We start from the raw sequence: 25,519 nt of genomic DNA on the forward strand, positions 1-25,519 counted from the left end.
CAACGACACGTTCAAGAGCGTTCGCCGCGCCGTCGAAGACATGGCCACACGTCGGACGCGGGCCGTCCTCGGGGGTGCGACGACCGTCGCCGCCGTCGCCACCGCCGGCAGCCTCTACTTCAGCCTCGGACTCGGATTGGTGCCGTGCGACCTCTGTTGGTATCAGCGGATCCTGATGTACCCTCTCGTCGTCGTCCTCGGCGTCGCCGCCGTCGAACGACGGTCAGAGGTGTACCGAACCGTGCTCCCGTTGTCGGGACTCGGCACCGTCGTCGCCGCGTACCACGTCTACCTCCAAGTCGCGCCCGGCGGGGGGACGTGTTCGCTCGGCGGCGGGTGCGCGTCGATTCAGTACGCGATGCTCGGCGGACTGCTCACGATTCCGCGCCTCTCGCTGATAGCGTTCGTCCTGATAACGGGACTCGTGGCGACGCTCGCGTTCGCTCGCGAGGACGCGTGGGCGGCGGACGCCCGGCGAAGCATCTCGTAACGGCCGACGGCGCCCCCTTCTCGGCGCTCACTCCTGCAGTCGGTGGAGGAGCGAACTCCGCTGGTCGAGCAGTTGGTACGCCGCCGAGAGGACGACGAGAACGAGAAACGCGGCGGCGACGAGCGTCGGGTCGAGTGCGGCGAGCGTCGGGACGCCGACGGCCTGCCCGAGGACCGACAGGAGGCCGAGGACGCCGACGCCGAGGTAGTACTCCGCCCACGAGATGCCGTACTTCGGGACGACTTCCATGTAGACGGCCACCTCGTCCGCGCCGTCGGCGATGGCGACTCGCTTCTCCTCGTCGTCGTACGTCACGATTCCCAGTTCGTCGAGTTTCGGGAGGTGCGTCTGGTGGAGCGACACGTAGACGCTCTGTCTGACGTTCCGCGGCGGCGGCGACTCGCCGGACTCGATGCTCGCTATCAGCTCGGCCAAGTCGGCGACGGACTCCTCGCCGCTGTCGTCGCGGAGACGTTCGATGACCAGCCTGCGCCGGTCGTTTCTAAGAACGTCGTGTATCTCCGCCTCGCCGAGCGTCGCTCCGTCTCCGTCGTCCGTCGCCCCCCGCGACTCGACCCCTCCCGCAGGCATGTTCGGCTCAGAGTCTCGTCGCCGGGGTTAAGAATATATCCTATACTGACATTCACCCGGTAAGACAGGAGTCGGGGAGACGGGAGAAGATCGGTCGGACTACGACAACCACTCGTCGGGTTTGGTGTCGTAGTCAATGTCGGTCGCTTGGATGCGCTCCTCCAGTTCCGGGTCGAGGTCGTACGTCTCGAACGCCGACCCGTCGTACCGGATGCGCTTTCCGACCTCCTTGGGGACGGGTTCGCGGTTGCGGCGGCGGGCCACCTCCACCTCGTGTTCGTCGAACTCCTTGACGATGGTCATGAGGTTGACCGGCCGACCCCAGATGTCGTAGAGGCGTTCGAGGACGCCCTTCGCCTGCCTGACGTCCAGCATGATGCCGTTGTACTGGTGACCCAACAGCAGTTCGTTGCGGTTGTGGAAGTTGCCGTCGTAGACGGCGATGGTGGGCTTCCCGAAGTTCGTGAACTGCAGGAGCAGCTTCTTCTTGACGTCCTCGTAGTCCACGCTGGCGACGCGGAACTGGTCGGTCGAGCGCGTGAACTCGTAGGTGAAGTAGTTGTTGTCGGTGACGAACTCCTGCGTGAGGAACGCGTCGAGGAACGTCACGTCGTTGTGGCTCTCCCGAATCTCGCGCATCCGGTCCCAGCCGGCGGCGTAGTCCACGTCGTCGAGTGCCTCCTCGACGGTGTCGTACTGCTCGTCGTCGAACATGTACCGCGACAGCTGTTCGAGCTCGGACCGGCGGATGCGTCGGAGGAACCCGCGGTTCTGCGGCTTCACGAGCGAGAAGTGTCGCTCCGCCAGCCCCTCGTACGTCAGCACCTTCCACGGGTACGTCTCGACGTCCACGTCACCAGACTGCGTCTGGTGGCCCGCCGAGGTGTCCTCGGCGACGTCGCCCGAGAGGGCGGCGTCGAGGGCGGACCAGTCGATGCGCGGGTCGCCCTCGTCGAGTTCGGCGAGTTCGTCCAGCGTCTCCGGGCGGACGGAGTCGATGGCGGGGTTCGGCTGGATGAGCTCTTGGACCTCCCCGAAGTCGATGACCTCGTGGAAGTTCCGCCACGTGACGCCCTTCACGCGGAGCAGCTTGTCGGCCACCTCGCTGCGGTTCGTCGTGTTCTCGATGTACTCCCACAGCTCCTTCCCCAGCTTGTAGGGGTTGAGGCCGGGCGACCCGAGGACGCGCGCTTGGTGGTCGGCGTACGTGATGAACTCGTCCGTGCCGGCGAACTGTTCCTCGCCCATCATGAGCGACTCCCAGTAGGCGGCCCAGCCCTCGTTCATCACCTTCGTCATCTTCTGAGCGGCGAAGTAGTACGCCTCCGTGCGGAGCATGTCCAGCACGTCCTTCTGCCACGGTTCCATCTCGACGGCCTTGCCCTCCTCCTCGTCGTAGCGCATGCCGTGTTGGCGGACGAACGCCAGCACGTCCTTGCGCGGTTCGTCGAGTTTGGCGGCCTCCGCTTCGGCCTCGGCGAAGTCGTCCAACCACTCCTCGTCGAACACCTGCCGGCGCACGTCCGAGGAGATGTCCATGTCTTCGAGGCGCTTCCGGAGGTCCTCGGGTTGGACGCGTTCGCGTCCCTCTAAGGCGTCCGCGAGGGTCCGGTGTTGGTCGATGGTGTCTTCGAGACAGAGCGCGGCGTCGATGAACCGTTCGACCTCCTCGCGGTCTATCTCGGGGTCCTCCATGTACTTCTGGATAGCCTCGCCGTGGCGTTCGAGCATCGCCGCGGCGTCGAGTTCGGTGTCGCCGACGAACATGCCGAACCAGTCGTTGTTGCGGAAGAAGTCCGCGTGCGCCTCGACGTGGGTGATGACCGCCTTCTGGTCGGCCAGCGAGTTCGACTCCTGCAGGAAGGCGTGGCTCGGGTTGTCGTTGTTGACGATCTCGAACGCCTTGCCCATGCCGAACTGGTCCTGCTTGCGCTGGCGGTCGTACGTCATGCCCCACCGCCAGTGCGGGTAGCGCCGTTGGAACCCGCCGTAGGCGATGAGTTGGTTCATCTCGTCGTGGTCTACGACCCAGTAGTTGACCGGGTACGGTTCGAGTCCGAGTTTTCGCGCAAGGTTGCCCGCCTCCTCGACGGGTTCCTCCAGCGACTCTGCCTCGCGCCGCGCGGTCAGTCTGAAACGTTTCGTGCTCATTCTTGCTCCGTGCTCAGTATCTCGTATATCGCGTCCATCACGTCCTCCGGCGAGGAGACGTACGAGACGACGACGTTGCCTTGGTCGCTCAACGAGCGCTCGACCTCCTCGGCGTGCGTCGCGTTGATGGCGGTGCCGCCGGGTTGCGTCTCGACGTACGCGTGGAGGTTCGCGTCTATCTCGCGCATCCGGGGGATGACGTTCTCCGTCGTGTCGTTCGAGGAGTTCTCCGAGTCGCCCGCCGCGAAGACGTAGCGGTTCCACTCGCTCCACGGGTACTGCTCGTCGAGGATCTCCTTCGCGAGGTCGTACGCGCTGGAGATGCGGGTACCGCCGCCGGAGCGGATGCCGAAGAACTCCTCGCGTTCGACCTCCCACGCGTCGGCGTCGTGGGCGATGTAGACGAACTCGGCGTTGTCGTACTTGCCCGTGAGGTACCAGTCCAGCGGCGTGAACGTCCGCTCGACGAGTTCGCGCTTGCGTTCGCGCATCGACCCCGACACGTCGCGGATGTTCACCACGACGACGTTCTTCTGCTTCTTCTCGATTATCTCGGGGTGGCGGTAGCGCTCGTCCTCCTGTCGGAACGGCACGTCGCGGAGTCCCTCGCGGCGGATGCGCTGGAGCGTCGTCTGGCGTTCGACGTTCTCCTCCATCTCCTCGAAGGAGCTCCACTTCCCGCGTTCGTCCTCGTCGATGTCGTCCCACTCGTTGTTTATCCACGCGTGGGAGACGAGGATGTTCTGCTCGCGGCACCACCGGTAGACGGACTCGGGCGTCTCGCCCTCGACTTTCATCGCCTCGCGGACGAACTCGTCGTCGAAGTCCATCGACAGCTTGCGCTTCAACCCCTCCTTGAACAGGCGCTCGAAGTCGAGCGTGCTGTTGGGGCCGGTGCGCGTCACGTCGGTGAAGTCGCCCTCTATCTCCTCGATTACCTCCTTGCCCTTCGGTTCGAGGTCGAGGCCGAGCTCCTCGTCGAGCTGCTCGGCGAACTCCTCGGGGTCCATCTCGTAGTACTCGTGCTCTGCGCCCTCCTCGCCCGGGTCGCCGTCCTCGTCGCCGTCGCCGTCCCCGTCGCCGGGTTGCGGCGGACCGACGGGTTGGCCGACGTCGGGCGTGTCGCCTTTCCCCTGTCCGACGCCGCCCTGGTCGAGGCGGTCGTACTTGAACTCCGGGAGGTCGACGACCTTTATCGGTATCTGGATGCTCTCTGGTCCCGACCCGCCGAGGTTGCCGTAGCTGATGAACTCTTGGAGGTCTTCGCGGCGTTCCTCGCCGACTTCGCGGAACCGTTCGAGGTCTTCTCTCAGTCCCATCTGTAACGCACCTCGCGCATGACTGCGCGACTCGTGAGCTCGGCCGACGCTTCCGTGTACCCGGCGTCGACCATCCGCTCTATCGTGTTTTCTTTCACCTGTTCGGTCTCCGTGTTCGCCGGCGGGTCGTCCCACTGTGCGGGGTCGAAGTCCTCGAAGAGGCGGCGAACGTCGTCCCAGTCGTGCGACTCCAGCACCGCGCGGATGACCGGAATCTCCGAGAGCTCCACGTCCTGGACGGTGAATCCCTCGTCACGGTTCTCCCACGCGTAGCGGTTCAGCGCCGTGATGACCTTCTCGCGGCGGAACTCCTCGACGGTCGAGGAGGGGGTGTTGCCGGCGTACGCGCTCTCGTCGAATCGGCCGAGGTGTTCCGTCTCGAACAGTTTCATGATGAGGGGGTCGGGGTCGACGGGTCCGCGTTCGGTCTCCACCTGTTCGTCCGCCGCCCACGCGTACACGTGTTCGACGTACTGCTCGACCGTCTCCTGTTCGACGTTCTTCTCCGCGAGGACCGCCGACAGCACGTCCTCCTCCTGCCTGTCGAGGATGTACTCCTTGACGAGTGCGACGCGGCCCTCGTACTCGGCGCGTTCCGCGCGCGAGAACACTGGGGCGTCGTGGAGGCCCTCGGCCATCGCGTCCAAGACGTCCTCGGGCATCACTACCCCGCCCACGTCGAGGTGGGGGTGGTGTCTGTCCCTGTCGTCGTGGAGGAGGTCGGCGATGATATCGCGGGTGAACGTCACGGGGATGCCGTGCGTCCCCTCGGCGTCGGAGTCGAAGTCGAACTCGTCGATTCCGACGCGGGTGTCGCCCTCCTGGATGTAGCCCCTGTCGAACAGGAGCGCCTTGTCCACGATGTCGTACTCGCCGGGCACGTCCTCGGATTCGAGGCGCGTCACGACGCTGTACATCGCGGCGGCCTCGACGGCGTGGGGCGCGAGTTCGCGTCGCCGTATCGACCCCGGTCCCTCGCGCACGTCGAGGAAGACGGGCTGCTCGATGCGCTCCCGTATCTCCTCTTCGTCCTCGATGTCCCAGACCGGCCGCTGGTTCGTCAGTTCGCGGTGGATGAGCTCCGTCTCCAGAGAGAGGTTCGTCAGGTACCGGAACTCGTGTTTGTCGAGGCGGCGCTTCAGCGCCTTCAACGGGTCGCGCCCGTTCCTGTCGGCGTACTTGTCGAGTTCGACGTCGAGGTCCGGGTTCGAGATGATGACCATCTGGGTGTCGATGTCCATCCCGATTCCCTTGTCGAGCTTCACGTGCCCCTCGTCGGGGACGTTCAGCAGTTTCTGGAGCAGGTCGGCGTGCTGGGTGGCGTCCTCGACGATCGTCAGGAGGCTGTTACCCTGCGAGAGCACGCCGTCGTAGCTGAACGCCTGCGGGTTCTTCCGGCCGCGGGAGTCGAGTTCGCGGAGCATGCTCGGCATCCACGACCCGACCAGTCGCTCCTTGGGCGTGCCGTCGTCCTCCGAGTGGAGGACGCCGATGCCCTGCCCCACGTCCACGACGTAGTTCTTCACGCGCAGGTGTTTCGGGTCGGTGACCTCGCTGAACAGTTCGCGCTTGCCCGCGCGGCGGTACATCTCTTCGAGGTAGTCGTACGCCTCCCGGCAGAACGGGTCGAGGCTCTCGTTCAGCGACACCGGGATGTGGTCGCCGCCCCTGTCGTTCAGGTCGGCGAGCAGTTCGCGCTTCACGTCGTCCGGGAACACCGACAGCGGGTGCGACTGCACCGGACTCTCGTACCAGTCGTCCTCGCGTTGCTCGTCGGCGTCGCCGCCATAGGAGAGGCCGCGTGTGTCCGAGGAGGCGGCCGCGACGTTCCACTCGACGGTGTAGCGGCGGCCGGCCTCAGTCTTCGAGTACTCGCGGAGGCCGTTGACGAGACAGCGCTTCAGCTCCGACTTCCCCGTCGCCGTGGGACCGTCGAACCAGATTATCTTCTCGCCCTTCCCTCGCTCGGCGGCGATGGTCCGCAGGTCATCCACGAACCGGTTGAGCACCTCGGTGTTGCCGAGGATGGCGTGTTCGCCGTCGTTGGCGGGGTCGTCGAAGAAGCGGTAGCGCTGTCGCTCCTCGCCCTCCTCGATCACGGTCCGCGTGCCCTTCGACTCGATGGCCTCGACGAGGTACTTCGAGGCGTGGGAGGCGATAGACGGCTGTTCGAACGCCGCGTCGACGTACTCGCCGAGGCTCATCGGCTCCTCGTAGGTGCCGCGGAGGCGTTCGTCCGCCCGACGGATGTAGTTCTTCTTCGGTCCCATTACTGTATCACGCCTCGAGTTCGCTCTTTGCGACTTCTGCACCGGCGAACTCGAGCACTTCGCGGGCTCCCTCGCGGGAGTAGCCCTGTTCGACGAGGGCGTCTATCCACGCGTTGCGCTCGTCGTCGTCGAGCTCGTTCGCCGACACCAACGCCGAGAAGTTGATGTTGTGCTTCTTGTCCTCCCAGAGCTTGCGTTCGAGGGCGCGGCGGAGTCTGTCGTTGTCCTGCGGGTCGAACGCCTGCCCCTCGCGGGCGCGCCGCGAGACCCAGTTCGACACCTCTTGGCGGAAGTCGTCCTTGCGGTCCTCGGGGATCTCCAGCTTCTCCTCGACGGAGCGGAGGAACTTCTCGTCGGGTTCCTGTTCGCGGCCGGTGAGCTCGTCTTGGACCGTCGAGTCGTCGATGTACGCCATGACGTGGTCCATGTACTTCTCGCCCTGCCGCTGGATCTCGTCTAAGTCGTACGCCAGGGCGTGGCGGACGTCCTCGATGGCGCGTTCCTTGTACTCCTCGCGCACCATCTCGAGGTAGCGGTGGTAGCGTTCGAGGTTGTCCTCGGGGATCGAGCCGTGGTTCTCCAAGTTCTCCTCGAAGTGGCTGAAGACGTTCAACGGCGAGAGGTACGACCGACCGCGGTGGGTCGAGTCCATGATGGCCTCGGCTATCTCGTCGCCGATGAAGCGGGCGGAGATGCCCTCCATCCCCTCGGCGATGTCGGCCTTCGACTCGCCCTCCTCGCGGAGCTTCTTCACGTCCACGTCGTCGGCGTCGTCGATTTCGCCGTTGTAGGCTTTCGCCTTCTGCGTGAGCGTGATGTTGCTGCCGTCGGGTTCGACGATGCGGGTGAGGACGCCGAACAGGCCGGCCATCTCCAAGGTGTGCGGTTCGATGTGCATGTCCGGAACGTCGGCGTTCCGGAGCATCTTGCGGTAAATCTCCGACTCCTGCTCGTACTCCAGGACGTACGGGAAGTCGATGCGCTTGGTCCGGTCGTTGAACGCCTCCATCTTCTCGTCGCCCTTCTTCTCGCGGTACTCGGGCATGTTCGTCCGGCCGACGATGACCTGGTCGATGTCGATGCGCGGGTTGTTCGAGGGCTTGATGGTCTGTTCCTGCGACGCGTGCAGGAAGTCGTAGAGGAACTCCCGTTGCAGCTTCAGCAGTTCCTCGCCGGAGAACAGCCCGCGGTTGGCGTTACAGAACGCCCCGGAGTAGTCGAACGCGCGGGGGTCGGACTCGCCGTACACGGCGAGTTTCGAGTAGTTGACGTCGCCGGTGAGTTCGGTCTCGTCTTGGTTCTTCTTGTCCTTCGGTTCGAACGTCTCGACGCACTGGCGCTTGTTCTCGGAGGCGACGAGGCGGATCACCTCGACGTGGTTCTCCAACACCTGCTGTAAGTCGTCGTCGTAGTACGCCAGCAGGGTGTCCATGTAGAACTCCGACGCCGGGTCCAGCGCCTGGTCGTTGCGGATGGTGTACGGCGCGTCGAGCTGCTCGTTGAGGCGCTCGATTATCACGTCGCGCTGCTCCTGCGGAATCAGCACGAGCGGGTCTTGGTTCATGGGCGACTGCACGACGGCGTCCGCGGGGTCTTGGTCGCGGATGACGTCGGTCAGGTTCGTCCACCGGAAGGTGTACATCCGACCGTCGTCGCGCATCGTGTAGTCCTCGAAGTAGCGGCGGACCATCCAGTCGAAGTGCGACTTCCCGGAGCCGACGGGGCCGAGCAGCAGTTTGATACGCTTCTCCGGCCCGAGGCCGCGAGCGCCCGACTTCACCTTGTTCACGAACTCGTGGATGGACTCGTGAACTTCGCGGCCGTAGAAGGTGTTCTCCCCGTCGTGTATGGGGTCCTCCGAGGCCATCAGGTACTCGACGACGCCGGCTTCCTCGTCGTAGGCGGTGCCGTAGTGGTCGAACATGTCGGCAACGCGCTGGTGCGCGTTGCGAGCGATTCTGGGGTCGTCGTAGACCTCTTGCAGGTACCAATCGAAGCTCTTAGCCTCGCGGAGGTCCGCGGGCACGGAGTCTTTGTAGTGCTTGCTCAGGTCTGCGAGGGTTTCGATATCACCGTTCATTGTTGATAGACGGAGTCCCGAGGGACTGAGCGACCGTACGCCCGCGACGCGCCCGGAGAGCGTCGCAGCGAACGTTGGTAGACGCCGGCGAGCGACGCTCAGCGCCGGAGCTCTCGCTCCCGGTCGTCTGAGTTCGGCTCGTCGAAGTCCGGTTTCGTGGCATGCTTGTCCATACCACCCTCCTCGAACGCGCGACGGGTCTGCGACGGGCGACGGCGACGAGTCGACGAATAGCGACAGAACGTCTGGGGTTCGGCGGACGGTTCGGAGAGGGTCGGTCGCTCGGTCCGGTCGACCGAGACTAAATGTGTGTGAGTGAGCGACATACATAAGTCTTTCCGCGAGTAATTTTTGCCGTACGTCTAAATGCGGCACCTGAGCGGGGTGAACCCTCAGAATCTTCCCACAGTTCGGTTCCTTTATGTCTGACAGGAGTCCGACGGGGTGGGCGAACGGGCGACCGAAGGGGTGTTCCCCGTCCGCCGCCAACGGACGCGTATGAACGCCGACGACACCGCAGACGCCGCCGCGGAGGGCGACGCCCCCGCGGGGTGGACGCTGTGGAACGACGAACCGGGCGGGCGGCGAATTCTCGTCTACCGGCCCGACGTGTTCAGGGAGGGGGAGTTCCCCGCCGAGTGCCTGCCGACCATCTTCGTCTCGAACGGGTCGCGCGCGAGGCGTCCGGGGGCCGCCCAACTGGCGGGGACGACGTGGAACGTGACGCTGTACCTCGAACCGCAGGTGGAGGCGGCCCCGGAGACGTACGATAGCCGGGACGAGGCGGTGGCCGCCGCGGAGGAACTCGCGCGGCGGTTCGACGCCGGCGAGGTGGACTACCGGTCGCTGTATCAGGTGCCGCGCGAGGAGTACTTCGAGAGACTCGACGAGTTGACCGGGCGGGACGCACAACGTTATGCGGACGGCTCGACTAGTGACGACGAATGACGAAGGTCACGCTCATCGGGGACCGCCTCGCCGACGTCGGACGCGAGTTCGTCTACGAGGGTCCGTCCGAACTGTGCGAAGGGTGCCCGTACCGCAAGCAGTGTCTGAACCTCACAGAGGGGACCCGCTATCGGGTGACCGACGTCCGGGAGAACGCCCAACTGCTCGACTGCGCCGTCCACGACAGCGGCGTCCGAGCGGTCGAAGTCGAACCGGCCCCCGTGACGGCGAACGTCGCCACCAAGGGGTCCTACGCGGGGAGCAAAGCGCGCCTCGAAGGTCCCTGTCCGCACACGCAGTGTCCGAGCCACGAGTACTGCGTTCCGGACGGCGCGGCGTTCGACGAGGAGTACCGCATCAGCGAGGTCCTCGGCGACCCGCCGCACGAGGTCTGTCACCTCGACAGGGACCTGACGATGGTCGAGTTCGCGCCGAAAGAGGAGTAACCCCGTCCGCGCCGGAGGGAACGCGGGGCGAGAGCGAAGGAAAGGGGAGCGAACCGCGGCGACTCAGGCGAGCGTTCCGACTTTGTCCGCGGCGTAGCCGAACACGTCCTCGTAGCCGTACGCCGAGAGCAACACCGGGTAGAAGTCGCGGTCGGCGGTGAACTCCCGGTCATCCGCCGCCGCGAAGCGGTCGCCCGCCTCGACGAGTTCGAAGTTGTCCACGAACACCTCGTACTTGTTCGCGGGTTCCTTGGGGATGCGTTCGAGCATCCGGTACACCGACACCTCGTCGGCGTTGCGCCGTTCCAGGGAGACGGGCGATTCGGCCCCTTCTTCCAACGGCGCGGCGAGGACGCCCGTCGCGGCGAGGAACGCCCGGACGAGCCAGTAGGCGTTCTCGGCCGCCTCCTCGGTACCCTGCAGACCGCACTCGACGTCGATGTTGTGCGTGTGGTCGATGAGGCGGCCGCCGACGAACTCGGCCGTCTCGACCAGTTCCTCGATGGGGAGGTGCGGGCAGATGGCGCGCGAGGCGGCCCCGACGGTGTCCACGAGCGCGAACGGTCTCCCGTACGACTGCGTGGAGTGAAGCGAGAGCGTCGTGCAGTCGCGGACCTCCCGAAGCACGTCGTGCGCGAGGCGGCGTTCGTGGCTGTCGGCGTTCGGGTCGCCGGGGAACACGCGGTTGAGGTCCTCCTCGAGGTAGCGGACGTTCGCTTCGAGGGCCTCCTCGTTGGCGACGATGAGCTTCACCGGACGCTCCACGTCGGGTTCGGTTTCGATGAAGCGCTCTATCGCCCGGACGCCGCAGGGTTCGTCGCCGTGGATAGTTCCGACGACGGCCACCTCCGGCTTTCCCTCTCCCAGTTCGTAAATTCGCATGGAGACATTCAAACGGCGGAGCGGGAAATGGGTTAAGATTCGGGCCGATACGCGCCGACGCGCTAGTGGAGTCGCTCGACGTACTCGTAGTCCACGTCGTACGCCTCCGGCCGTTGGTCGTCTATCGTGATCTGCCAGCCGTGGAGCGCAGTCGGGTCTTCGAGCGCCGATTCGAGCGTCCCGCGCACGTCCGCGAGGTCCACGCCGTAGAAGTCGTCGGGTATCCCCCGGAGGTACTGCAGCGCGGTGGTGAAGAGCGACCGCATACCCGCGTCGTTCTCGAAGTCGAAGTGCTTGTACGCGCCGGCGGCGACCTGGACCATCCCGTGGAGGAACGCCGATTCCGCGCTCCCGGATCCGTAGTTGTACCACTCGTCTTCGAAGCAGTCGTGGCTCTCGTGGTAGTCGCCGGAGTTGAACAGGCGGACACCGTGTTCGACCGCGCGGCGGAGCGTCGCGTGCTCCCACACGCGGTCGTCCGTTCGCCACCCCGTCGGATTCCCGAGCGGCGGGGCGACGCTCGGGTCGCGGGTGTGTTCGTCCATACCGTCCTTCCGTTCGTGAGCGACGTAATCCCATCGCTCGAACGGGTCGGCCGAGCGGCGACGAAGCGCGGCGAGGCGGCGCACCGGGCCAAGGGCTATGGTTCCCGTCGTTCATCGTGTCGGTATGGCTACGACCGGCGAGCGTCTGGCGGAGGTTCCGACTGCGGCGGTGGACTGGGCGGCGGGAATCGCGGGGGTCGTCGAGGAGAATCTCCCCCGCGCGGCCGTGTTCGTGTTCATGTTCTTGGGCGTCGGGTTCGCCCCGTTCGGCGCGGGACTCCTCGCGGTTCTCTTCGCCGTCGTCCTCCCCGCTCTCGGCGTCGGCGGGTTTCTCCTTGCGAAGGAGAAGGTCCCGAGTCTCCTCCGTCAGAAACTCGGGCCGACGGAGCCGCGACGGTTCGACGAAGCGCCCCCGTCCGCCGTCGAACGACGGCCCGCGGCGGGCGAGTGAGGGGCCTCGCGGGGCGGCGCTTCGTCCCGCCGAACCGTCCCCGCGGAGAGCGGGATTCGGAACGTTTTAGCGGCGCGGTTCCCCACGAGTACACGCGCGAGGGTGGCCGAGTCTGGAAAAGGCGGCGGACTCAAGATCCGCTCTCGTAGGAGTCCGTGGGTTCAAATCCCTCCCCTCGCATTCTACGTCTCCGAGCGACAGCGAGGAGCGTGTATCTGACGGAGGATTTGAATCAGGGAGCGAACGAAGTGAGTGACCGTGGTTCAAATCCCTCCCCTCGCACTTTTGCCGACGAGTAAAACGAGGAGTGCAAACTACGGACGGAGATTCTCCGCACCCGACCGAAGGAGACAGCGGTCGCTCAGCGAGTTCGAAAACGGGGACCAGAAGACGCCCGCACGACGGGGAATCCGGCGGCGAGCGTCGCAACTCCCGCGAGAGAGGCGGAGCCAATTCGCGGGAGCGTCTACGTAAACGAGGGCCGACGGTGATACACGTTACGGCCGAAGAAAGTACGCCGGGCGCGACGAAACTGCGGCGAGTCGGAGAGAGAAAGGTCGTTACCGATCCGATGCGTCCGCACCGTCGCCGCCGTCGGTGAGGGGGCGTCCGCCGCTCGTGAGGACGGAGTCGGCCACTACCTCCACCTGCTCCGGGGACGGACGGGAGTCCTCGGAGCACTCCTCGCACACCTGCTCGATGACGTTCATCACGTCGTGGAGGTCGCCGCGCTCCGTCACGTCGGCGAACGCCTCTTCGTACGCGCTCGCCCAGTGAGTGAGTTCGTAGTCGTACGTACCGGTGGTCGGTGCAACCGCGTACTCGAGTTGTCGGACTGCATCGGCGGGGCGCATACCCAAATGCAAGGTCGGGAACCACAAAAAGGTACTCGGACTCGTAATTGAGTTAATTGTCGGGCAGAGTATGGGAGAGACCACCAGGGACGGGCGGGTACGACCCCGGAGCGGCGAGCTCGAAAGCGAGACGGAGCGTCTCCGAGCGCGGTTGTCGGTCAGGTTGGGTCGGTGTCCCGCCCGCCGTCGGGACCGGCGTTCTCGTCGCCGTTCTCTCCTTCGCCTTCGTCGGTTCCTCCTTCGGCGTCGCGTTCGCTCCCGTCGGCCTCGTTTCCGTCTTCGCCTTCGCCGCCGTCGCCGCCGTCTTCGGTTCCGCCGTCGGCCCCCGGCCCGGCGTCGTCCTCGTCGACGAGTCGTCGCATCGCCTGTAGGTACTCGGCGGCGACCAGCGGTTCGTTCTCGACGGTCTTTCGGACCTGCGCGCATCCGTGCCGGAGTCGCTCCTTCCCGGCGCCGGGCGGCACTTCCTCGTCCGTGACCGCCTCGACGGTTTCGAGGCGCGTCCGAACCGACTCCCCCTCACGGGTGCGCGCGTCCTCCGCGGCCTCCTCGAACAGTCGAGCGAGCGTCGCGCGAACGTCTGGCGGCAACTCCTCGGACACGTCCGGGAGAGACGCGACAGCGAGGGTAAAATCTGCTGGGTTCGGTCGGCGGAGCGAGTGTGCGATTCGCAAACCAAAAGTCGCGGCTCCTCCACGCATTACTATGGAACTCGACGAGACGGATCGGGCGATCCTCCGCATCCTCCAGGCGGACGCGCGAACCCCGTTCAGCGAAATCGCGCGTCAAATCGACATGTCCAGCGCCACCGTCCACGACCGAGTCGGTCGGATGGAAGAAGCGGGCGTCATCGAGGGGTACCACGCGAAAGTAAACGCCCGAGAGGTGGATTTCGGCACCTCCGCGCTCGTCGGTCTCCGCGTCCAACAGGGCCGCGAGGAGGACGCGCTCGAACGCCTCCGCGAGATCAAGGGCGTCCAAGAGGTTCACCTCACGACGGGCGAATGGGACGTGATGCTCCGCGTGTTCGCCGAGGACACCGACGGCCTGCGGGAACTCATGTTCGACGAAATCGCCGAGATGGATGGATTCTCGCGCTCGCAGACGATGGTTATCCTCGGAACCGACTTCGAGGACCGCTCGCTCCCCATCTGAGGGGCGTCCCCGCGGAATCCGAGCGCTGGCCGGTCCGCCGACGCGTCAGAGACCGGAATCCTCAACACCACCGACGCCGGGAATTGGGGTATGGCAACGGTTGCAGAACGGGTCGGCGCCGACCCCGAACGTCTGTGGGGCGGTTCGGTGGCGGTCATCCTCGCGGTTCTCGTCGGCGGATGGCTCGCCTTCCCCGAACTCGTCTACGACCGCTTCATCTGGCACTACTTCTGGGGACCGGTGCAGGCCGACGCCAACTCGGCGGTCTGTGCGGTGCGGACGAACGGCGTCACGCAGTACCTCGACAGCGCGCAGGCGTGCGCCGCCGCGCCCGAACCCGTGGCCTACCCCGGCTACACGCTCGTCTCGGAAGTCGGGTACATGGTCACCCTGCTGGTCGCCCTCTCGGGTCTCGTCTTCCTCCTCCGCCGCCTCGACATCGGGACGGAGCGGCGCTTCTTCTACGCTCTCCTGCCGTTCATGTTCTTCGGCGGCGCCCTGCGCGTCGTCGAGGACGCCAACGACACGCCCGGCGCGACGGACGCACTCATCAGTTACCCGTGGAACACGCTCGTCATCAGCCCGATAATCTACTTCACCGTCTTCGGCATCACGCTCGCCGCCGTCGTCGCGAGCGTCACGGCGGACAGGGCCGGACTCGTAGACGGGTACGAGAAGCCGCTGTTCGGCCTCGGAACGGGCGCGCTCGTACTCACGCTCGGCTACCTCGTCTCGCTGGTCGTCACCGGCGCGCCGGGCGTGGAGTTCTACCCGCAGGTGCTGGTCGCGACGCTCGTCGGGGCGACGCTCTCGGCGGGCGCGACGTGGTGGCTCATCGAACGCTTCGCGCCGGAGATAAACGCCGGAACGGGCCTCATCGGCCTCGTCATCATCTGGGGCCACGCCGTAGACGGCGTCGCCAACGTCATCGGTCTCGACTGGATGCCGGCGCTGAACGCCGGGCGGAACCTCGTGCCGAAACACCCCGTCAACCAGTTCGTCGTGGACTTCACGTCGAGCGTCCTGCCCGCGAGCGTCCTCGCGGTGACGGGCGACACGTGGCCGTTCCTCCTCATCAAACTCGCGGCGGCGACGTTCGTCGTCTGGGTGTTCGAGGAGGGCATCTTCGAGGAGAGCCCCCGCTACTCGATGCTGCTCCTCGTCGCCGTCCTCGCCGTCGGACTCGGCCCGGGGACGCGCGACATGCTCCGCGCGACGTTCGGCGTCTGAAAGGGGCGAGACTTTTTCTCGGAAGGGGCGGCCACTCGCCGCATCCGCCGCGGAATTACCGCACGGCGACCCGCGAGCGTCCGACACGCCGCCGTGCGGGCGGGCATCGTGTCGGCTGTTCGCCTACGGATACGGGTGGTACGGGCCGTCGAGTCGGGACTCGAAGCCCATCTCCTCGGGCACCGACGCCGCCCTGTCGCCGAAGAAGGGGTCGCCCTGAAACAGCGGTTGGGCCTCCGGAACCGCGACGCGGACCGCCTCGAACCCGAGTCGCTCCACGTCCTCCGTCGTCGTCCGCGCGGCGTAGGCGTCTAACCCCGCGTCGGCGACGCGTTCGACCACGGCGTCGAGTTCCGCCTCGCCAGTCGGCACCTCGTCGGGGCCGACGCTCGACGCCGGAACCGCCGGGCCGGCGTCCACGAACTCGCGGGCGGCGTCGGGGAAGTCCGCGTACGCGCCGATAGCGCCGCCTTCCGAACTCGCCTGCTCCGGTCCCAACGCACGGAGTTCCATCCAGTTCTGCAACGCCTCCGCGAGTGCGGACCGCGCGGCGTCTGCGGGGTCCAGCGACGCGCCCGACCCGACGGCGAAGTTCGGCCACTCGCCGTCGCGGTGGACCGCCGCGGCGACGACCGGAACGTCCACGTCCTGCGTGACCAAAAGCGGCGTCGCGGTCAGATCCTCCGCGCGCGCCCGCTTCTCCAGTTCGGCGTAGCCCTCGTCGTCCACGTCGAGGGCGAGGGGGTCGAACGTCGAGTACCACGACAGCATCGCGGCGTCGCGTTCGACCACCTCGTAGAAGCCCGACAGAAGCGCCTCCGCGCCCGAGTTCCCGAGGCCCAACCCGGTCGTGATGGAGGGTTTGTGTCGCTCGTTCGGCGGCGGGTAGTGGACGAACTCGGCGGGGAGAGACACCTCCGCGCCCGTGTCGAGGCGTTCGCCCGCGACCCACGGAATCGGCTCCTCGGGGTCGGGCGCGCGGTACGAGTCGGGACGCACGAACCGCGACGGGGAGACGGGGTTCGCGCGCGTTCGCTCCGGCGCGACGGTGAACTCCGACGACCGGTAGACGCCCGCGCAGTAGCGTTCGAGGCCCTCGCCGAGGGCTTTCATGAACGCGGCGTCCCAGTCGGGGTCCACGCCCGCCGCGAACTCGGCGGCGCGAGCGTCGCTGAACCCCCGCGTCTCCGTCGTCTGCGCGAGGTAGTAGGGGACCGGGAACGACTCGCGTTCGCCCACCTGTGCGACGACGCCGGTTCGGTCGTCGAGTGTGCGTTCCGCCCGCGCCAGCGAGTCGTCCACGCTCGCCTCGCGGTACTCCCGTCGCACCCGCCGGTCGCGGGTCGCGGGGTCCGGCACCGGCAGAATCGGTCGCTCGGCGACGACGCCCGTTCCGGCGACTTCCGCGACCGTACCGACCACCGCCCCCTCGCCCGCGAGGAGGGCGACGGCCCGCCGACCGGCGAGTGCGCCCGCGAGTCGGACGGCGCTTCTGTCCCCCGACGGCGACCCCTCGTCGTCCGTCGTCGCGGCGACGCGGGCGCAGAGGTCGGAGAACCGCGCGCCGTCGGTTCCGAACGCGGAGACGGTGGCGTCCACGGCGGCGACGGGACGGCCGCCGACGCCGCCGATTTCGACGACCACGAGTCGGCCGCCGCGTTCGTCCACCGCGTGCGGGGCGTTCGCCCCCGCGGGCGCGACGACGACGCTCAGGTTCGCGTCTCCCGCCTCGTCCGGCGAGACGTCGGCGACGGCGGCGTCCACGTCCTCGAACGCCGCGCGAACCGCCTCGGCGGCCGGGCCACTCCCGACGAGAGCGATGTCGTTGGATATCACGGGCCGATAGACGCACGAATCGGGGAAAAAGCGCGGGGATGTACGGCGGGACGCGGTGGTGGGAGGCGGAGTGAGACGCCGGAATGGGGAGAACGCAGGAACCGAGAGCGAAGTGAGATTGGACGCCCGGCGACGCCTACGAGAGGAGATCCTGGGCGACGCCGGCGAGTTGCGTCGAGTCGGCGTCGACCAGTCGGTCGTCGCCGAGTTTGAGGCGGAGTCGGGGGCGGCCGACGTCGATGAGTACCTTCTCGGTGTCGATGAGGCCCGTGTCTTCGAGTTTCGTCTTCGTCCGGGAGAACGTCGCCTTGCTGGCGATGCCGACGTCCTCGCCCCACTTCGAGATGTCGTAGAGGAGGACGTCGTTCCGCGCGGCGACGAGGAGGCTGATGGTCACCTCGTCGAGTCCGTCGCCGTCGCCGCGGGCAGTCCGAAGCGACGAGAGGACGGCGTCGAAGTCGTCGCGCGCCTCCGGCCCGATGTCGGCCTCCAGGGTCGAGCGAACCTTCGATATCGGCGGCGTTCGGAGTTTGAACGTCGGGGACTCCTCCCACTGAGTGCGGTACGTCTCGCGCGCCTGCGAGACGAACTCCTCGTCTTCGGTGACGAGTCCGGCAACCCGGTCGCCCGCGGTGACGAGTGCGACGACCGAATCGCCGGTCACGAGGAGGGCGTTCTCCGCCCCCTCGGTCGTCGTCCGCATCGACAGCGTCTCCGACTCGACGAGGTCGGCCGCGTTGCTCGCGACGATGAAGTCGTCCATCACGTCTTTCAGAAGCGATTCGTCGGCCACCATCCGGACGGTCGGAGTGTCTCCGCCGAGTTCGGACGCGACGTTGACGAGAGTCTCGACCACGTCCGCCGTCGGGTCGACGACGAGAACCTCCTCGCCGCCCGCCGAGAGGGCGGAGCGGAGAATCTCCTCGACCCCCTCTGCGAGCATATTAGAACGGATAGCCATACCCACAATATGAGCGCGAGATTATTTAATATTAACGCAGAAAGGAGGTCGTAATCACCTTCCTACGGTGTTGTAACAAGCCCAACAAGAGGAAATTCTGTTTTCAATCCGGGAAGTATACTGTTCGGATACCCAATTAATAAACTCGGTGTGTGAACGTATTCAGTTGTTCGGCGCGTCGTAATTTGAATCTGTCGTCTGCCGGGATGGTGTCCTGCGACCCTCCTCCCGGGCGTCCGTTGCACCGACGTGTACAGAAGAAGGGGCAGTCGTCGCCAAAGTGAACACACTTATTGGCCGAACGCGTCCCGTCTCATACATGGATTACAGTCACGTCCGCGACGCCGACCCCGCCGTCGCAGATGCGCTGTCGGGCGAAGATGAACGGCAACGGAACACGCTGGCGATGATAGCGAGCGAGAACCACGTCAGTCGCGCGGTCCTCGAAGCCCAAGGGAGCACCCTCACGAACAAGTACGCCGAGGGGTACCCCGGCTCTCGGTACTACGCGGGTTGCGAGTACGCCGACGAGGTGGAGGAACTCGCCGTCGAACGCGCGAAGGAACTGTGGGGCGCGGAGTACGTCAACGTCCAACCGCACTCGGGGACGCAGGCGAACATGGGCGTCTACCTCGCCATGCTCGACGCCGGCGACAAGATTCTCTCCTTGGAACTGAGCCACGGCGGCCACCTCAGCCACGGCCACCCCGCGAACTTCACGGGCCAACTATACGAGGTAGAGCAGTATCAGGTGGACCCCGAGACGGGGTACATCGACTACGACGACTTGGAGGCGAAAGCCGAGGAGTTCGACCCCGACATCATCGTCTCCGGGTACTCCGCGTACCCGCGCACGGTGGAGTGGGAGCGCATTCAGGAGGTGGCCGACGACGCCGACGCCTACCACCTCGCGGACATCGCTCACATCACGGGTTTGGTCGCCGCGGGCGTCCACCCCTCGCCCGTCGGCGTCGCCGACTTCGTGACCGGTTCGACGCACAAGACCATCCGCGCGGGCCGCGGCGGCATCATCATGTCCTCCGAGGAGTACGCCGACGACATCGACAAGGCCGTCTTCCCCGGCGGGCAGGGCGGCCCCCTCATGCACAACATCGCGGGCAAGGCCGTCGGCTTCCAGGAGGCCCTGCAACCGGAGTTCGACGAGTACGCCGAGCAGACCGTCGCCAACGCGAGGGCCCTCGCGGAGACGTTCAAAGAGGAGGGCCTCGAAGCCGTCTCCGGCGGCACCGACAACCACCTCGTCCTCGTGGACCTGCGCCCCTCGAACCCCGACACTACCGGCAAGGACGTCGAGGCGGCGTTGGAGGACGCCGGCATCGTCCTCAACGCCAACACCGTCCCCGGCGAGACGCGTTCGGCGTTCAACCCCAGCGGTATCCGCGCCGGCACGGCGGCGCTTACGACCCGCGGGTTCGACGAGGAGGCCACCCGCGAGGTGGGTGAACTCATCGCCCGCGTCGTGGACAACTACGACGACGAGGCCGTCGTCGCCGAGGTGTCCGACCAGGTGCAGGAACTCTGCGACGAGTTCCCCCTGTACGAAGAGGAGTAACCGGGTCGTCCGCGCCCGGCGCGCCGGACGCGACTCCGCGCCGCCTCTGCTCTCGTCTCCGCCGTCGCTCTCGCGCGTTCTCTCTCGTTCGCAGGCGCTGACGTGTCGCCCCTGCTTTTTGCTTCGCCGGCGCCAAGCGGACGCATGGTGACTCGGAGACGCCTCCTCGCTCTGCTCGGCGCGGCGAGCGTTCCGTTCGCCGGGTGTTCCGACCGCGAACGTCGAACGCCGGGAACCGAGAACCCGCCGGGCGGGTTCGGCACGCCCCGCGGCGACACCGCCACCGGGGTGAGCGTCTCCGAGACCGAGACGGAGACGCCGACGGAGACGGAGACGCCCGCCGAGACGGCGACGAACGGGACGGCGACGAACGAGACGGCGACGAACGAGACGGCGACGAACGAGACGGACGGGACGACCACCGCGACTGCGACGCCGGAGGGGTTGGACCTCCGGGAGGCGAACGTCGTTGCCGTCGACTGGCGGGTGATGAACGGCGTCCACCGGTTCGATGTGACGCTCTACCACGACGACGACGGCGAGGAGGGGTACGCGGACTGGTGGCAGGTAGAGACGACAGACGGGACGGTCCTCGCCAGACGCGACCTACTGCACTCCCACGGGACGCGCGAGTTCACGCGGTCGGAGAGCGTCAGGTTGCCGGACGGCGTGACGTGCGTCGTCGTCCGGGGTCACGACCAGACGCACGGGTTCGGCGGGCAGGCGATGGTCGTGAATCTGGAGACGGGGGAGACGACGCCCGTCCGGCAGGGGCCCAACCTGAACCCCGGCGTCGCCGACGGCATCTGCTGAGCGACTATCCACGAACGTGTCTATCTTCTCCGATTCCGACCTGCAGATATGCACGAATCCGCGAGTTTGAAGTGCGAGGGGGACGCCGGTGTAGGTATGACCGACATCATCGACGGCAACGCGGTGGCCGAGGACGTGCGCGCGGGCCTGACCGACGCCATCGACGCCCTCGACGAGGCGGGCGTGACGCCCGGTCTGGCGACGGTGCTGATGAGCGAGGACCCGGCGAGTCAGACGTACGTCTCGATGAAACAGCGAGACTGCGAGGAGGTGGGCATCGACGCCTTCGACTACGAACTCGACCCAGACGCCCCCGCCGAGGAACTGTACGAACTCATCGACGACCTGAACGAGGACGACTCGGTCCACGGCGTCCTCGTCCAGATGCCCCTCCCCGACCACGTGGACGAACGCGAGGTGCTCCGCCGCATCGACCCCGCGAAGGACGTCGACGGCTTCCACCCCGAGAACGTGGGCCGCCTCGTCGCCGGCAACCCCCGATTCAAGCCCTGCACGCCCCACGGCGTCCAGAAACTCCTCGACGCCACCGAGGTGGACACCGAGGGCAAGGACGTGGTCGTCGTCGGCCGGTCGAACATCGTCGGCAAGCCGATGGCGAACCTCCTGATACAGAAGGCCGAGGGCGGCAACGCCACGGTGACGGTCTGTCACTCCCGGACCGACGACGTGGCGGCGAAGACGAAGCAGGCGGACGTGGTCATCGCGGCCTGCGGCGTCCCCGAACTCGTCACCGGCGAGATGCTCTCTGAGGGCGTCGTCGTCGTCGACGTGGGCATCAACCGCGTCGACGCGGACAACGAGAAGGGGTACGAACTCGTCGGCGACGTGGAGTACGACTCCGCCGAGGAGAAAGCGAGCGCCATCACTCCCGTCCCCGGCGGCGTCGGCCCGATGACGCGCGCGATGCTGCTTTGGAACACGGTCAAGTCCGCCGGCGACGCCGCGGACGTCGACGTGAACCTCCCCTGACCGGCGGACGGACGAGTTCGCCGGACTACCGGTGCATCGAGACGACCAACCGCCCTTCTTCGCGCCGGACGCAGAGCGTCCCGCCGTCGATATCGAAGCTGTGCGCGTCGCGTTCCGAAAGCAGGAGGCGGTCGAACGGGTCGCCGCAGGCCGGACAGGCGACGCCGTCTCTGTTCTCGTACAGCGTCGTCTCGCCGGTGTCTCGGAGCAGTTTCATCCGGTGACGAACCGCGTGCTGGTCGAATCGGTCGGCCATCGGTCCAGACGCGTCCCGACGGGGCAAAGAGGTTAGGAAAGCCGAGCGAGTCTGTCGCGGGCGGTGGCCAGCGCCGTTTCGTCTCCGTCTCGGGCGTACGCGGCGAGCTCCCGCGCGACGCGGACGAGCGTCTCGGACTCTCGGAGCGACACGTCGCCTTCGAGGGCTTCGACCCGCGTCACGTGGTCGCCGAGCGTTTCGAGCGTCCGCCGCGCGTCGGAGTCCGGGTTGTCGTCGAGCCAAAGGGAGAAGTCGCGGCGGAACGCGGAGACGGCCTGCGCGTAGGCCAGTCCGCGCGCGGCGGTCATCGAGGGCGGTACCTCCTCGGGAGACGGGCGTTCGCCGCGGTCTGCGCCCCGCAGGAGCGAGATGACGTACAGGTGTTCGTCCTCGCTCACGTCGCGCAGTCGGGCGTACGCGTCGCCGGCGTGGAGGAGTTCGTTCGCCGCGAGGTGGGCGTCGTCTACGTCGCGGAGCTCGCCGCCGTTGATGAACCCCCGTTCGCGAACGTACGCGCGGAGGTCGGACTTCAGGTCGTCGAGTACGTCTTCGGGAAGCGCGTGGCGGCCCGTCGAAGCGTCCTCGTCGAACTCCCCGACGGCGTTCCTGTGCGGCGAGAGGTCGAGTTCCGCCGCGGCGTCCGTGTGGCGCTCCCGGTCGCCGACGCCGACGCTCCGGAGGCTTCCGCAGTTCGGACACGTGATGCTCCCCGTGTCGTAGTACGACCACTCCCGTTCGCAGTCCTTACAACGTCTGCGGCCCCGGATGCGCATACGTATCGGTGGGGCTCCCCGGATGAAAAGCCCGACGCCACGGCCCGCCGACGCGCGCCACCTTCTTGGCTCGGAGACGCCTACGAACGGGTATGCGCTCCGAGGAGGACATCCGCGACCAGTACGAGTTTCTGGCAGAACAGTTGGAGTCCGAGGAGATGCGCCACCAAGGCGTTCGGGAGCTCTTCACCCACTACAAGCGCGCCCTCGGGTGGGTGTTGGAAGAAGAGCACATGTGAGTCGAACCCGACGGACCAACAGTTCGGCCCCGCTGAGACTGTGATTCTGTGACAAACATTGACATCGGTCGGTATCTTTAAGCCCGACCGGCCGATAGTTGATATCGACGCTTCGCTTTGGAGGGCCGAAGCGTCAGCGGGGACCAATTCAGGGCGGCAAGCAACACGCGGATTTTCCGCGTGTCTTGCTTCCTTTTCGACGATACGAACCTGCGAGCGTTCGCTCTGTTCTGTACCAACGTGACCCGAAAAGCGCCGTAGCGGCGACGCGAATCGCGGCGGCGGCGTGAATCGTAGCGACGGCGTTACTCGATGCTGAGTTCGCCGCGTCCCGCGCTGCTTGCGTCGGCGTCCTCGTCCCACTCCAGTTCGAACTCGATGCTGAGTTCGCCGGTGGACGCTCCGCTCGACGTCTCGCGTTCCGCTTTCACCTCGAACGTCAGGTTTCCGGGGACCTGCACGTCCAGCGATTCCTCGCCCGCGCGCAACGAGACGCTCCCGTCGTCGTCGAGGCGGTCGGCCACCGACCGCAGGTAGGCGGCGATTTCGGCGCGACTGTGCGACGATTCCGTCTCGAAGAGTACTTCTTCCGGCATACCGACACAGACGTACCGGAAGGGCATAAGTCGTACACCGACCGCCGGCCGCGAGCGCGGTTCGGCGAGTGTGGTTAGTGAGACGACATTTCCTCGCGCGCGTGGCTCGTTCGCGCGGGCCACAGACAGCAGTTGTCACGCCGATGACGACATCTATCTCGAACGATGCGGCGGTACCTCGTCGGATTGGGGACGTCTAGTTCGATATGTTTATTTCAACCACACAGTAACACATCATCTGAATTTACCGATGTACGACCTGACAGGGTTTCAGCGTGACCTGCTGTACGTGATTGCGGGACTGGACGAACCACACGGCCTCGCCATCAAGGAAGAGCTAGAGGAGTACTACGAGAAGGAGATCCACCACGGGCGTCTCTACCCCAACCTCGATACCCTCGTCGAGAAGGGACTCGTCGACAAGGGTCAGCGTGACCGCCGGACCAACTACTACACGCTCACCCGCCGCGGCCGCCGCGAGATAAAGGCCCGGAAGGACTGGGAAGCGGACTACATCGACATCAAGTACGACGGAATCAGCGCCTGAGCGGCCGGTTCGCGGTGAGACCGCCCCGCCCCCGTTCGAACGGTTCGTCCGAACGATAGCGCCCTCTGAGCGACGTCTACGCTGAGACGGCGTCCGCCGCCGGTCACGACGGCGTCGGGCCGTCGTCGTCCGTCGGGTCGATTCGTTCCGCGCTCTCGCCCGCCTCCGGTTCGACGCTCGACCGCGCGGACGCGCGCGTCTCCGCGCCCGCGCCGAGTCCGGGTTCGGGTCCACGCTCCGTTTCTGCGCCCCCGTCCGTCGTCGCCCCGTCGGTACCGACGGGTTCGTCGGCCGTCGGTTCGGCGTCCGCCGTCACCGCCGGTTCGGTGGGGTCTATCGCCGCGGGGTCCACCGCGTACGGTTGGACGGGCGTTCCGCTGAGAAGCTCTGGGAGCACGTACTTCGCGAAGTTCACGAGGAGGACGAGAGCCATCGGCAGGAGGAAGATGCCGTACCACCCGAACAGCAGGGGACCGAGCGTGTAGGCGATCATCACCGCACCGACGTGGAGCGACCGCCCGGAGACGTACGGTCGCAGAACGAGGTCGGGGATGGTATCGACGACGACGAACGAGACGGCGACGAAGGCGAAGACGAACCACAGCGTCCCCGGGTCCGAGAGGTAGGTGGTGACGCCGAGGTACGCCGCGACGGGGACGTAGACGAGCTTCATGCCGACGACGGGGACGAGGCTGGCCGCGCCCGCGAGCAAGCCGACGAGGGCGGCCGCGGGAATCGCGATTCCCGGCGGGGCGGCCATGTTCAACCCGACGTAGGCGATGACGCCGATCGTCCCGGTGAGGACGGCGTTGAGGATGTTCCCGAAGAAGATGTTGTGGAAGTCGCGGTCCACGGCCTTCGCGTACGCCTCGAAGACGCCGCGGTCGTCCGCGAAGCGGACGCAGGTCCACTTCGCGAGGCGGTGGTCGTCGCGGAGGAGGTAGAACGCCAGCGCGATCATGACGAACAGGTGCACCGCGCCGACGCCGAGGAAGGCGACGGTTCCGGCGGCGGAGTTCAGCGAGTCGAAGACCGAGCGGAGCTGCTCCGGGGAGAGGTCCGTCAGTTCGAGCGAGAGGAGGGCGTACGGGTCGGCGAATCGGTAGAACTGGTCGGCGGTGATGGGGTAGTTCGAGAGGTCGAACACGCCGCTGTCGGTGAGTTTCAGCGCCTCGCCCGCCGCGATCGCGAGCGCGTAGGAGACCAAGGAGAGGACGGGCAACGCGAGTGCGAACAGGGCGATGGCGGCGGCGAGACTCGCCGGGCGGACGCGCTGCCTGAGGCGGCGGTAGATGGGCCGCGTGGCGTAGTAGATGAACACGCCGAACACCACGGTTCCGACGAACGAGTAGAGGACGTAGAGGAAGGCGACGGCGAGGAGACTCCCGAGGGACCACCACGCCAAGCGGGAACGTTCCATCTCCAGGAGTGTCATATCCGTGTACGGACTCCCGCGGTGCAAAAGTCTATCGCGCAACTGACCAGTCACCGAACTAGCCAGCGGGTTCAAGTGCCGATTGGTT

26 protein-coding genes and 1 tRNA gene are annotated in these 25,519 nt (G+C 66.4%); 12 read left to right on the forward strand and 15 right to left on the reverse strand.

Features of this window, described 5'->3' with window-relative positions; translation table 11 throughout:
* Positions 1 to 40 precede the first annotated feature (40 nt).
* Complete coding sequence (locus ACFQEV_RS07380; RefSeq protein WP_379694240.1) at positions 41 to 490, forward strand: disulfide bond formation protein B; 450 nt, start codon at positions 41 to 43, stop codon at positions 488 to 490.
* Between the two features lie 27 nt (positions 491 to 517).
* Here ACFQEV_RS07380 and ACFQEV_RS07385 read toward each other — a convergent pair whose 3' ends face one another.
* The 5 genes from ACFQEV_RS07385 to ACFQEV_RS07405 form a co-directional block, all read right to left on the reverse strand.
* Positions 518 to 1,081 carry a DUF7344 domain-containing protein gene (locus tag ACFQEV_RS07385; RefSeq protein WP_379694242.1) on the reverse strand — a complete coding sequence of 188 codons (564 nt, stop codon included), beginning with the start codon at positions 1,079 to 1,081 and terminating at the stop codon, positions 518 to 520.
* Between the two features lie 99 nt (positions 1,082 to 1,180).
* Entirely contained in the window at positions 1,181 to 3,232 is a 2,052-nt protein-coding gene (locus tag ACFQEV_RS07390) for a SpoVR family protein (protein ID WP_379694244.1), read from the reverse strand.
* Positions 3,229 to 4,551, reverse strand: coding sequence for a YeaH/YhbH family protein (locus ACFQEV_RS07395; protein ID WP_379694247.1), 1,323 nt, complete (start codon positions 4,549 to 4,551; stop codon positions 3,229 to 3,231). The genes ACFQEV_RS07390 and ACFQEV_RS07395 overlap by 4 nt, the downstream gene beginning before the upstream one ends.
* Positions 4,542 to 6,821, reverse strand: coding sequence for a PrkA family serine protein kinase (locus tag ACFQEV_RS07400; protein ID WP_379694249.1), 2,280 nt, complete (start codon positions 6,819 to 6,821; stop codon positions 4,542 to 4,544). The genes ACFQEV_RS07395 and ACFQEV_RS07400 overlap by 10 nt, the downstream gene beginning before the upstream one ends.
* Positions 6,822 to 6,828: 7 nt before the next feature.
* The gene (locus ACFQEV_RS07405; RefSeq protein ID WP_379694251.1) at positions 6,829 to 8,901 is read right to left on the reverse strand and encodes a PrkA family serine protein kinase; all 2,073 of its coding nucleotides are present in this window, start codon (positions 8,899 to 8,901) and stop codon (positions 6,829 to 6,831) included.
* 498 nt (positions 8,902 to 9,399) lie between these two features.
* Here ACFQEV_RS07405 and ACFQEV_RS07410 point away from each other — a divergent pair, with 498 nt between their 5' ends.
* A complete protein-coding gene (locus ACFQEV_RS07410; protein ID WP_379694253.1) occupies positions 9,400 to 9,849 on the forward strand; it encodes a DUF5820 family protein in 450 nt (149 codons plus the stop codon).
* A complete protein-coding gene (locus ACFQEV_RS07415) occupies positions 9,846 to 10,295 on the forward strand; it encodes a UPF0179 family protein (protein ID WP_379694255.1) in 450 nt (149 codons plus the stop codon). The genes ACFQEV_RS07410 and ACFQEV_RS07415 overlap by 4 nt, the downstream gene beginning before the upstream one ends.
* A 63-nt stretch (positions 10,296 to 10,358) precedes the next feature.
* On the opposite strand, the gene ACFQEV_RS07420 is transcribed toward ACFQEV_RS07415, so the two are convergent.
* Positions 10,359 to 11,177, reverse strand: coding sequence for a M14 family metallopeptidase (locus tag ACFQEV_RS07420; protein WP_379694257.1), 819 nt, complete (start codon positions 11,175 to 11,177; stop codon positions 10,359 to 10,361).
* Between the two features lie 62 nt (positions 11,178 to 11,239).
* A complete protein-coding gene (locus ACFQEV_RS07425; protein ID WP_379694259.1) occupies positions 11,240 to 11,722 on the reverse strand; it encodes a DUF309 domain-containing protein in 483 nt (160 codons plus the stop codon).
* 124 nt (positions 11,723 to 11,846) lie between these two features.
* Between ACFQEV_RS07425 and ACFQEV_RS07430 the strand changes: the two genes are divergently transcribed.
* Positions 11,847 to 12,173 carry a hypothetical protein gene (locus tag ACFQEV_RS07430; protein WP_379694261.1) on the forward strand — a complete coding sequence of 109 codons (327 nt, stop codon included), beginning with the start codon at positions 11,847 to 11,849 and terminating at the stop codon, positions 12,171 to 12,173.
* 96 nt (positions 12,174 to 12,269) lie between these two features.
* A tRNA-Leu gene (locus ACFQEV_RS07435) sits at positions 12,270 to 12,353 on the forward strand.
* Between the two features lie 380 nt (positions 12,354 to 12,733).
* On the opposite strand, the gene ACFQEV_RS07440 is transcribed toward ACFQEV_RS07435, so the two are convergent.
* Positions 12,734 to 13,027 carry a hypothetical protein gene (locus tag ACFQEV_RS07440; RefSeq protein WP_379694263.1) on the reverse strand — a complete coding sequence of 98 codons (294 nt, stop codon included), beginning with the start codon at positions 13,025 to 13,027 and terminating at the stop codon, positions 12,734 to 12,736.
* A gap of 158 nt (positions 13,028 to 13,185) precedes the next feature.
* Positions 13,186 to 13,629: a DUF8101 family protein gene (locus ACFQEV_RS07445; protein ID WP_379694265.1), complete on the reverse strand. Its 444-nt coding sequence runs from the start codon at positions 13,627 to 13,629 to the stop codon at positions 13,186 to 13,188.
* Positions 13,630 to 13,732: 103 nt separating this feature from the next.
* Between ACFQEV_RS07445 and ACFQEV_RS07450 the strand changes: the two genes are divergently transcribed.
* Both ACFQEV_RS07450 and ACFQEV_RS07455 read left to right on the forward strand, forming a co-directional pair.
* Positions 13,733 to 14,182: an Lrp/AsnC family transcriptional regulator gene (locus ACFQEV_RS07450; RefSeq protein ID WP_379694268.1), complete on the forward strand. Its 450-nt coding sequence runs from the start codon at positions 13,733 to 13,735 to the stop codon at positions 14,180 to 14,182.
* 90 nt (positions 14,183 to 14,272) lie between these two features.
* The gene (locus tag ACFQEV_RS07455; protein ID WP_379694270.1) at positions 14,273 to 15,412 is read left to right on the forward strand and encodes a DUF63 family protein; all 1,140 of its coding nucleotides are present in this window, start codon (positions 14,273 to 14,275) and stop codon (positions 15,410 to 15,412) included.
* 123 nt (positions 15,413 to 15,535) lie between these two features.
* Here the strand turns inward: ACFQEV_RS07455 and ACFQEV_RS07460 are convergent, their stop codons facing one another.
* Positions 15,536 to 17,248, reverse strand: a complete 1,713-nt coding sequence (locus ACFQEV_RS07460) for a YcaO-like family protein (RefSeq protein WP_379694273.1) — start codon at positions 17,246 to 17,248, stop codon at positions 15,536 to 15,538.
* Between the two features lie 136 nt (positions 17,249 to 17,384).
* Positions 17,385 to 18,209, reverse strand: a complete 825-nt coding sequence (gene tbsP, locus ACFQEV_RS07465) for a transcriptional regulator TbsP (RefSeq protein WP_379694275.1) — start codon at positions 18,207 to 18,209, stop codon at positions 17,385 to 17,387.
* A gap of 319 nt (positions 18,210 to 18,528) precedes the next feature.
* Here tbsP and glyA point away from each other — a divergent pair, with 319 nt between their 5' ends.
* The 3 genes from glyA to folD all read left to right on the forward strand — a co-directional run bounded on the left by glyA (position 18,529) and on the right by folD (position 21,585).
* Entirely contained in the window at positions 18,529 to 19,782 is a 1,254-nt protein-coding gene (gene glyA, locus ACFQEV_RS07470) for a serine hydroxymethyltransferase (protein ID WP_379694278.1), read from the forward strand.
* 144 nt (positions 19,783 to 19,926) lie between these two features.
* Positions 19,927 to 20,595 (forward strand): hypothetical protein, encoded by a 669-nt coding sequence (locus ACFQEV_RS07475; protein WP_379694281.1) that lies wholly within the window; start codon positions 19,927 to 19,929, stop codon positions 20,593 to 20,595.
* A gap of 96 nt (positions 20,596 to 20,691) precedes the next feature.
* Positions 20,692 to 21,585 (forward strand): bifunctional methylenetetrahydrofolate dehydrogenase/methenyltetrahydrofolate cyclohydrolase FolD, encoded by an 894-nt coding sequence (gene folD, locus ACFQEV_RS07480; RefSeq protein WP_379694284.1) that lies wholly within the window; start codon positions 20,692 to 20,694, stop codon positions 21,583 to 21,585.
* A 25-nt stretch (positions 21,586 to 21,610) separates the two neighbouring features.
* Here the strand turns inward: folD and ACFQEV_RS07485 are convergent, their stop codons facing one another.
* Positions 21,611 to 21,841 (reverse strand): DUF7385 family protein, encoded by a 231-nt coding sequence (locus ACFQEV_RS07485; RefSeq protein WP_379694286.1) that lies wholly within the window; start codon positions 21,839 to 21,841, stop codon positions 21,611 to 21,613.
* A 32-nt stretch (positions 21,842 to 21,873) separates the two neighbouring features.
* On the reverse strand, positions 21,874 to 22,614 hold the full coding sequence (locus ACFQEV_RS07490; protein ID WP_379694289.1) for a DUF7117 family protein: 741 nt from the start codon (positions 22,612 to 22,614) through the stop codon (positions 21,874 to 21,876).
* 92 nt (positions 22,615 to 22,706) lie between these two features.
* Here ACFQEV_RS07490 and ACFQEV_RS07495 point away from each other — a divergent pair, with 92 nt between their 5' ends.
* Positions 22,707 to 22,853 (forward strand): hypothetical protein, encoded by a 147-nt coding sequence (locus tag ACFQEV_RS07495; protein ID WP_379694291.1) that lies wholly within the window; start codon positions 22,707 to 22,709, stop codon positions 22,851 to 22,853.
* Positions 22,854 to 23,158: 305 nt separating this feature from the next.
* On the opposite strand, the gene ACFQEV_RS07500 is transcribed toward ACFQEV_RS07495, so the two are convergent.
* Positions 23,159 to 23,449 carry an amphi-Trp domain-containing protein gene (locus tag ACFQEV_RS07500; RefSeq protein WP_379694293.1) on the reverse strand — a complete coding sequence of 97 codons (291 nt, stop codon included), beginning with the start codon at positions 23,447 to 23,449 and terminating at the stop codon, positions 23,159 to 23,161.
* Positions 23,450 to 23,699: 250 nt separating this feature from the next.
* Here ACFQEV_RS07500 and ACFQEV_RS07505 point away from each other — a divergent pair, with 250 nt between their 5' ends.
* Complete coding sequence (locus ACFQEV_RS07505) at positions 23,700 to 23,996, forward strand: PadR family transcriptional regulator (protein WP_379694295.1); 297 nt, start codon at positions 23,700 to 23,702, stop codon at positions 23,994 to 23,996.
* 103 nt (positions 23,997 to 24,099) lie between these two features.
* Here the strand turns inward: ACFQEV_RS07505 and ACFQEV_RS07510 are convergent, their stop codons facing one another.
* Complete coding sequence (locus ACFQEV_RS07510; RefSeq protein WP_379694297.1) at positions 24,100 to 25,431, reverse strand: AI-2E family transporter; 1,332 nt, start codon at positions 25,429 to 25,431, stop codon at positions 24,100 to 24,102.
* Positions 25,432 to 25,519: the final 88 nt, after the last annotated feature.

The organism is Halopelagius fulvigenes, from assembly GCF_042662625.1.
In the GTDB taxonomy this organism is placed as follows: Archaea; Halobacteriota; Halobacteria; order Halobacteriales; family Haloferacaceae; genus Halopelagius; species Halopelagius fulvigenes.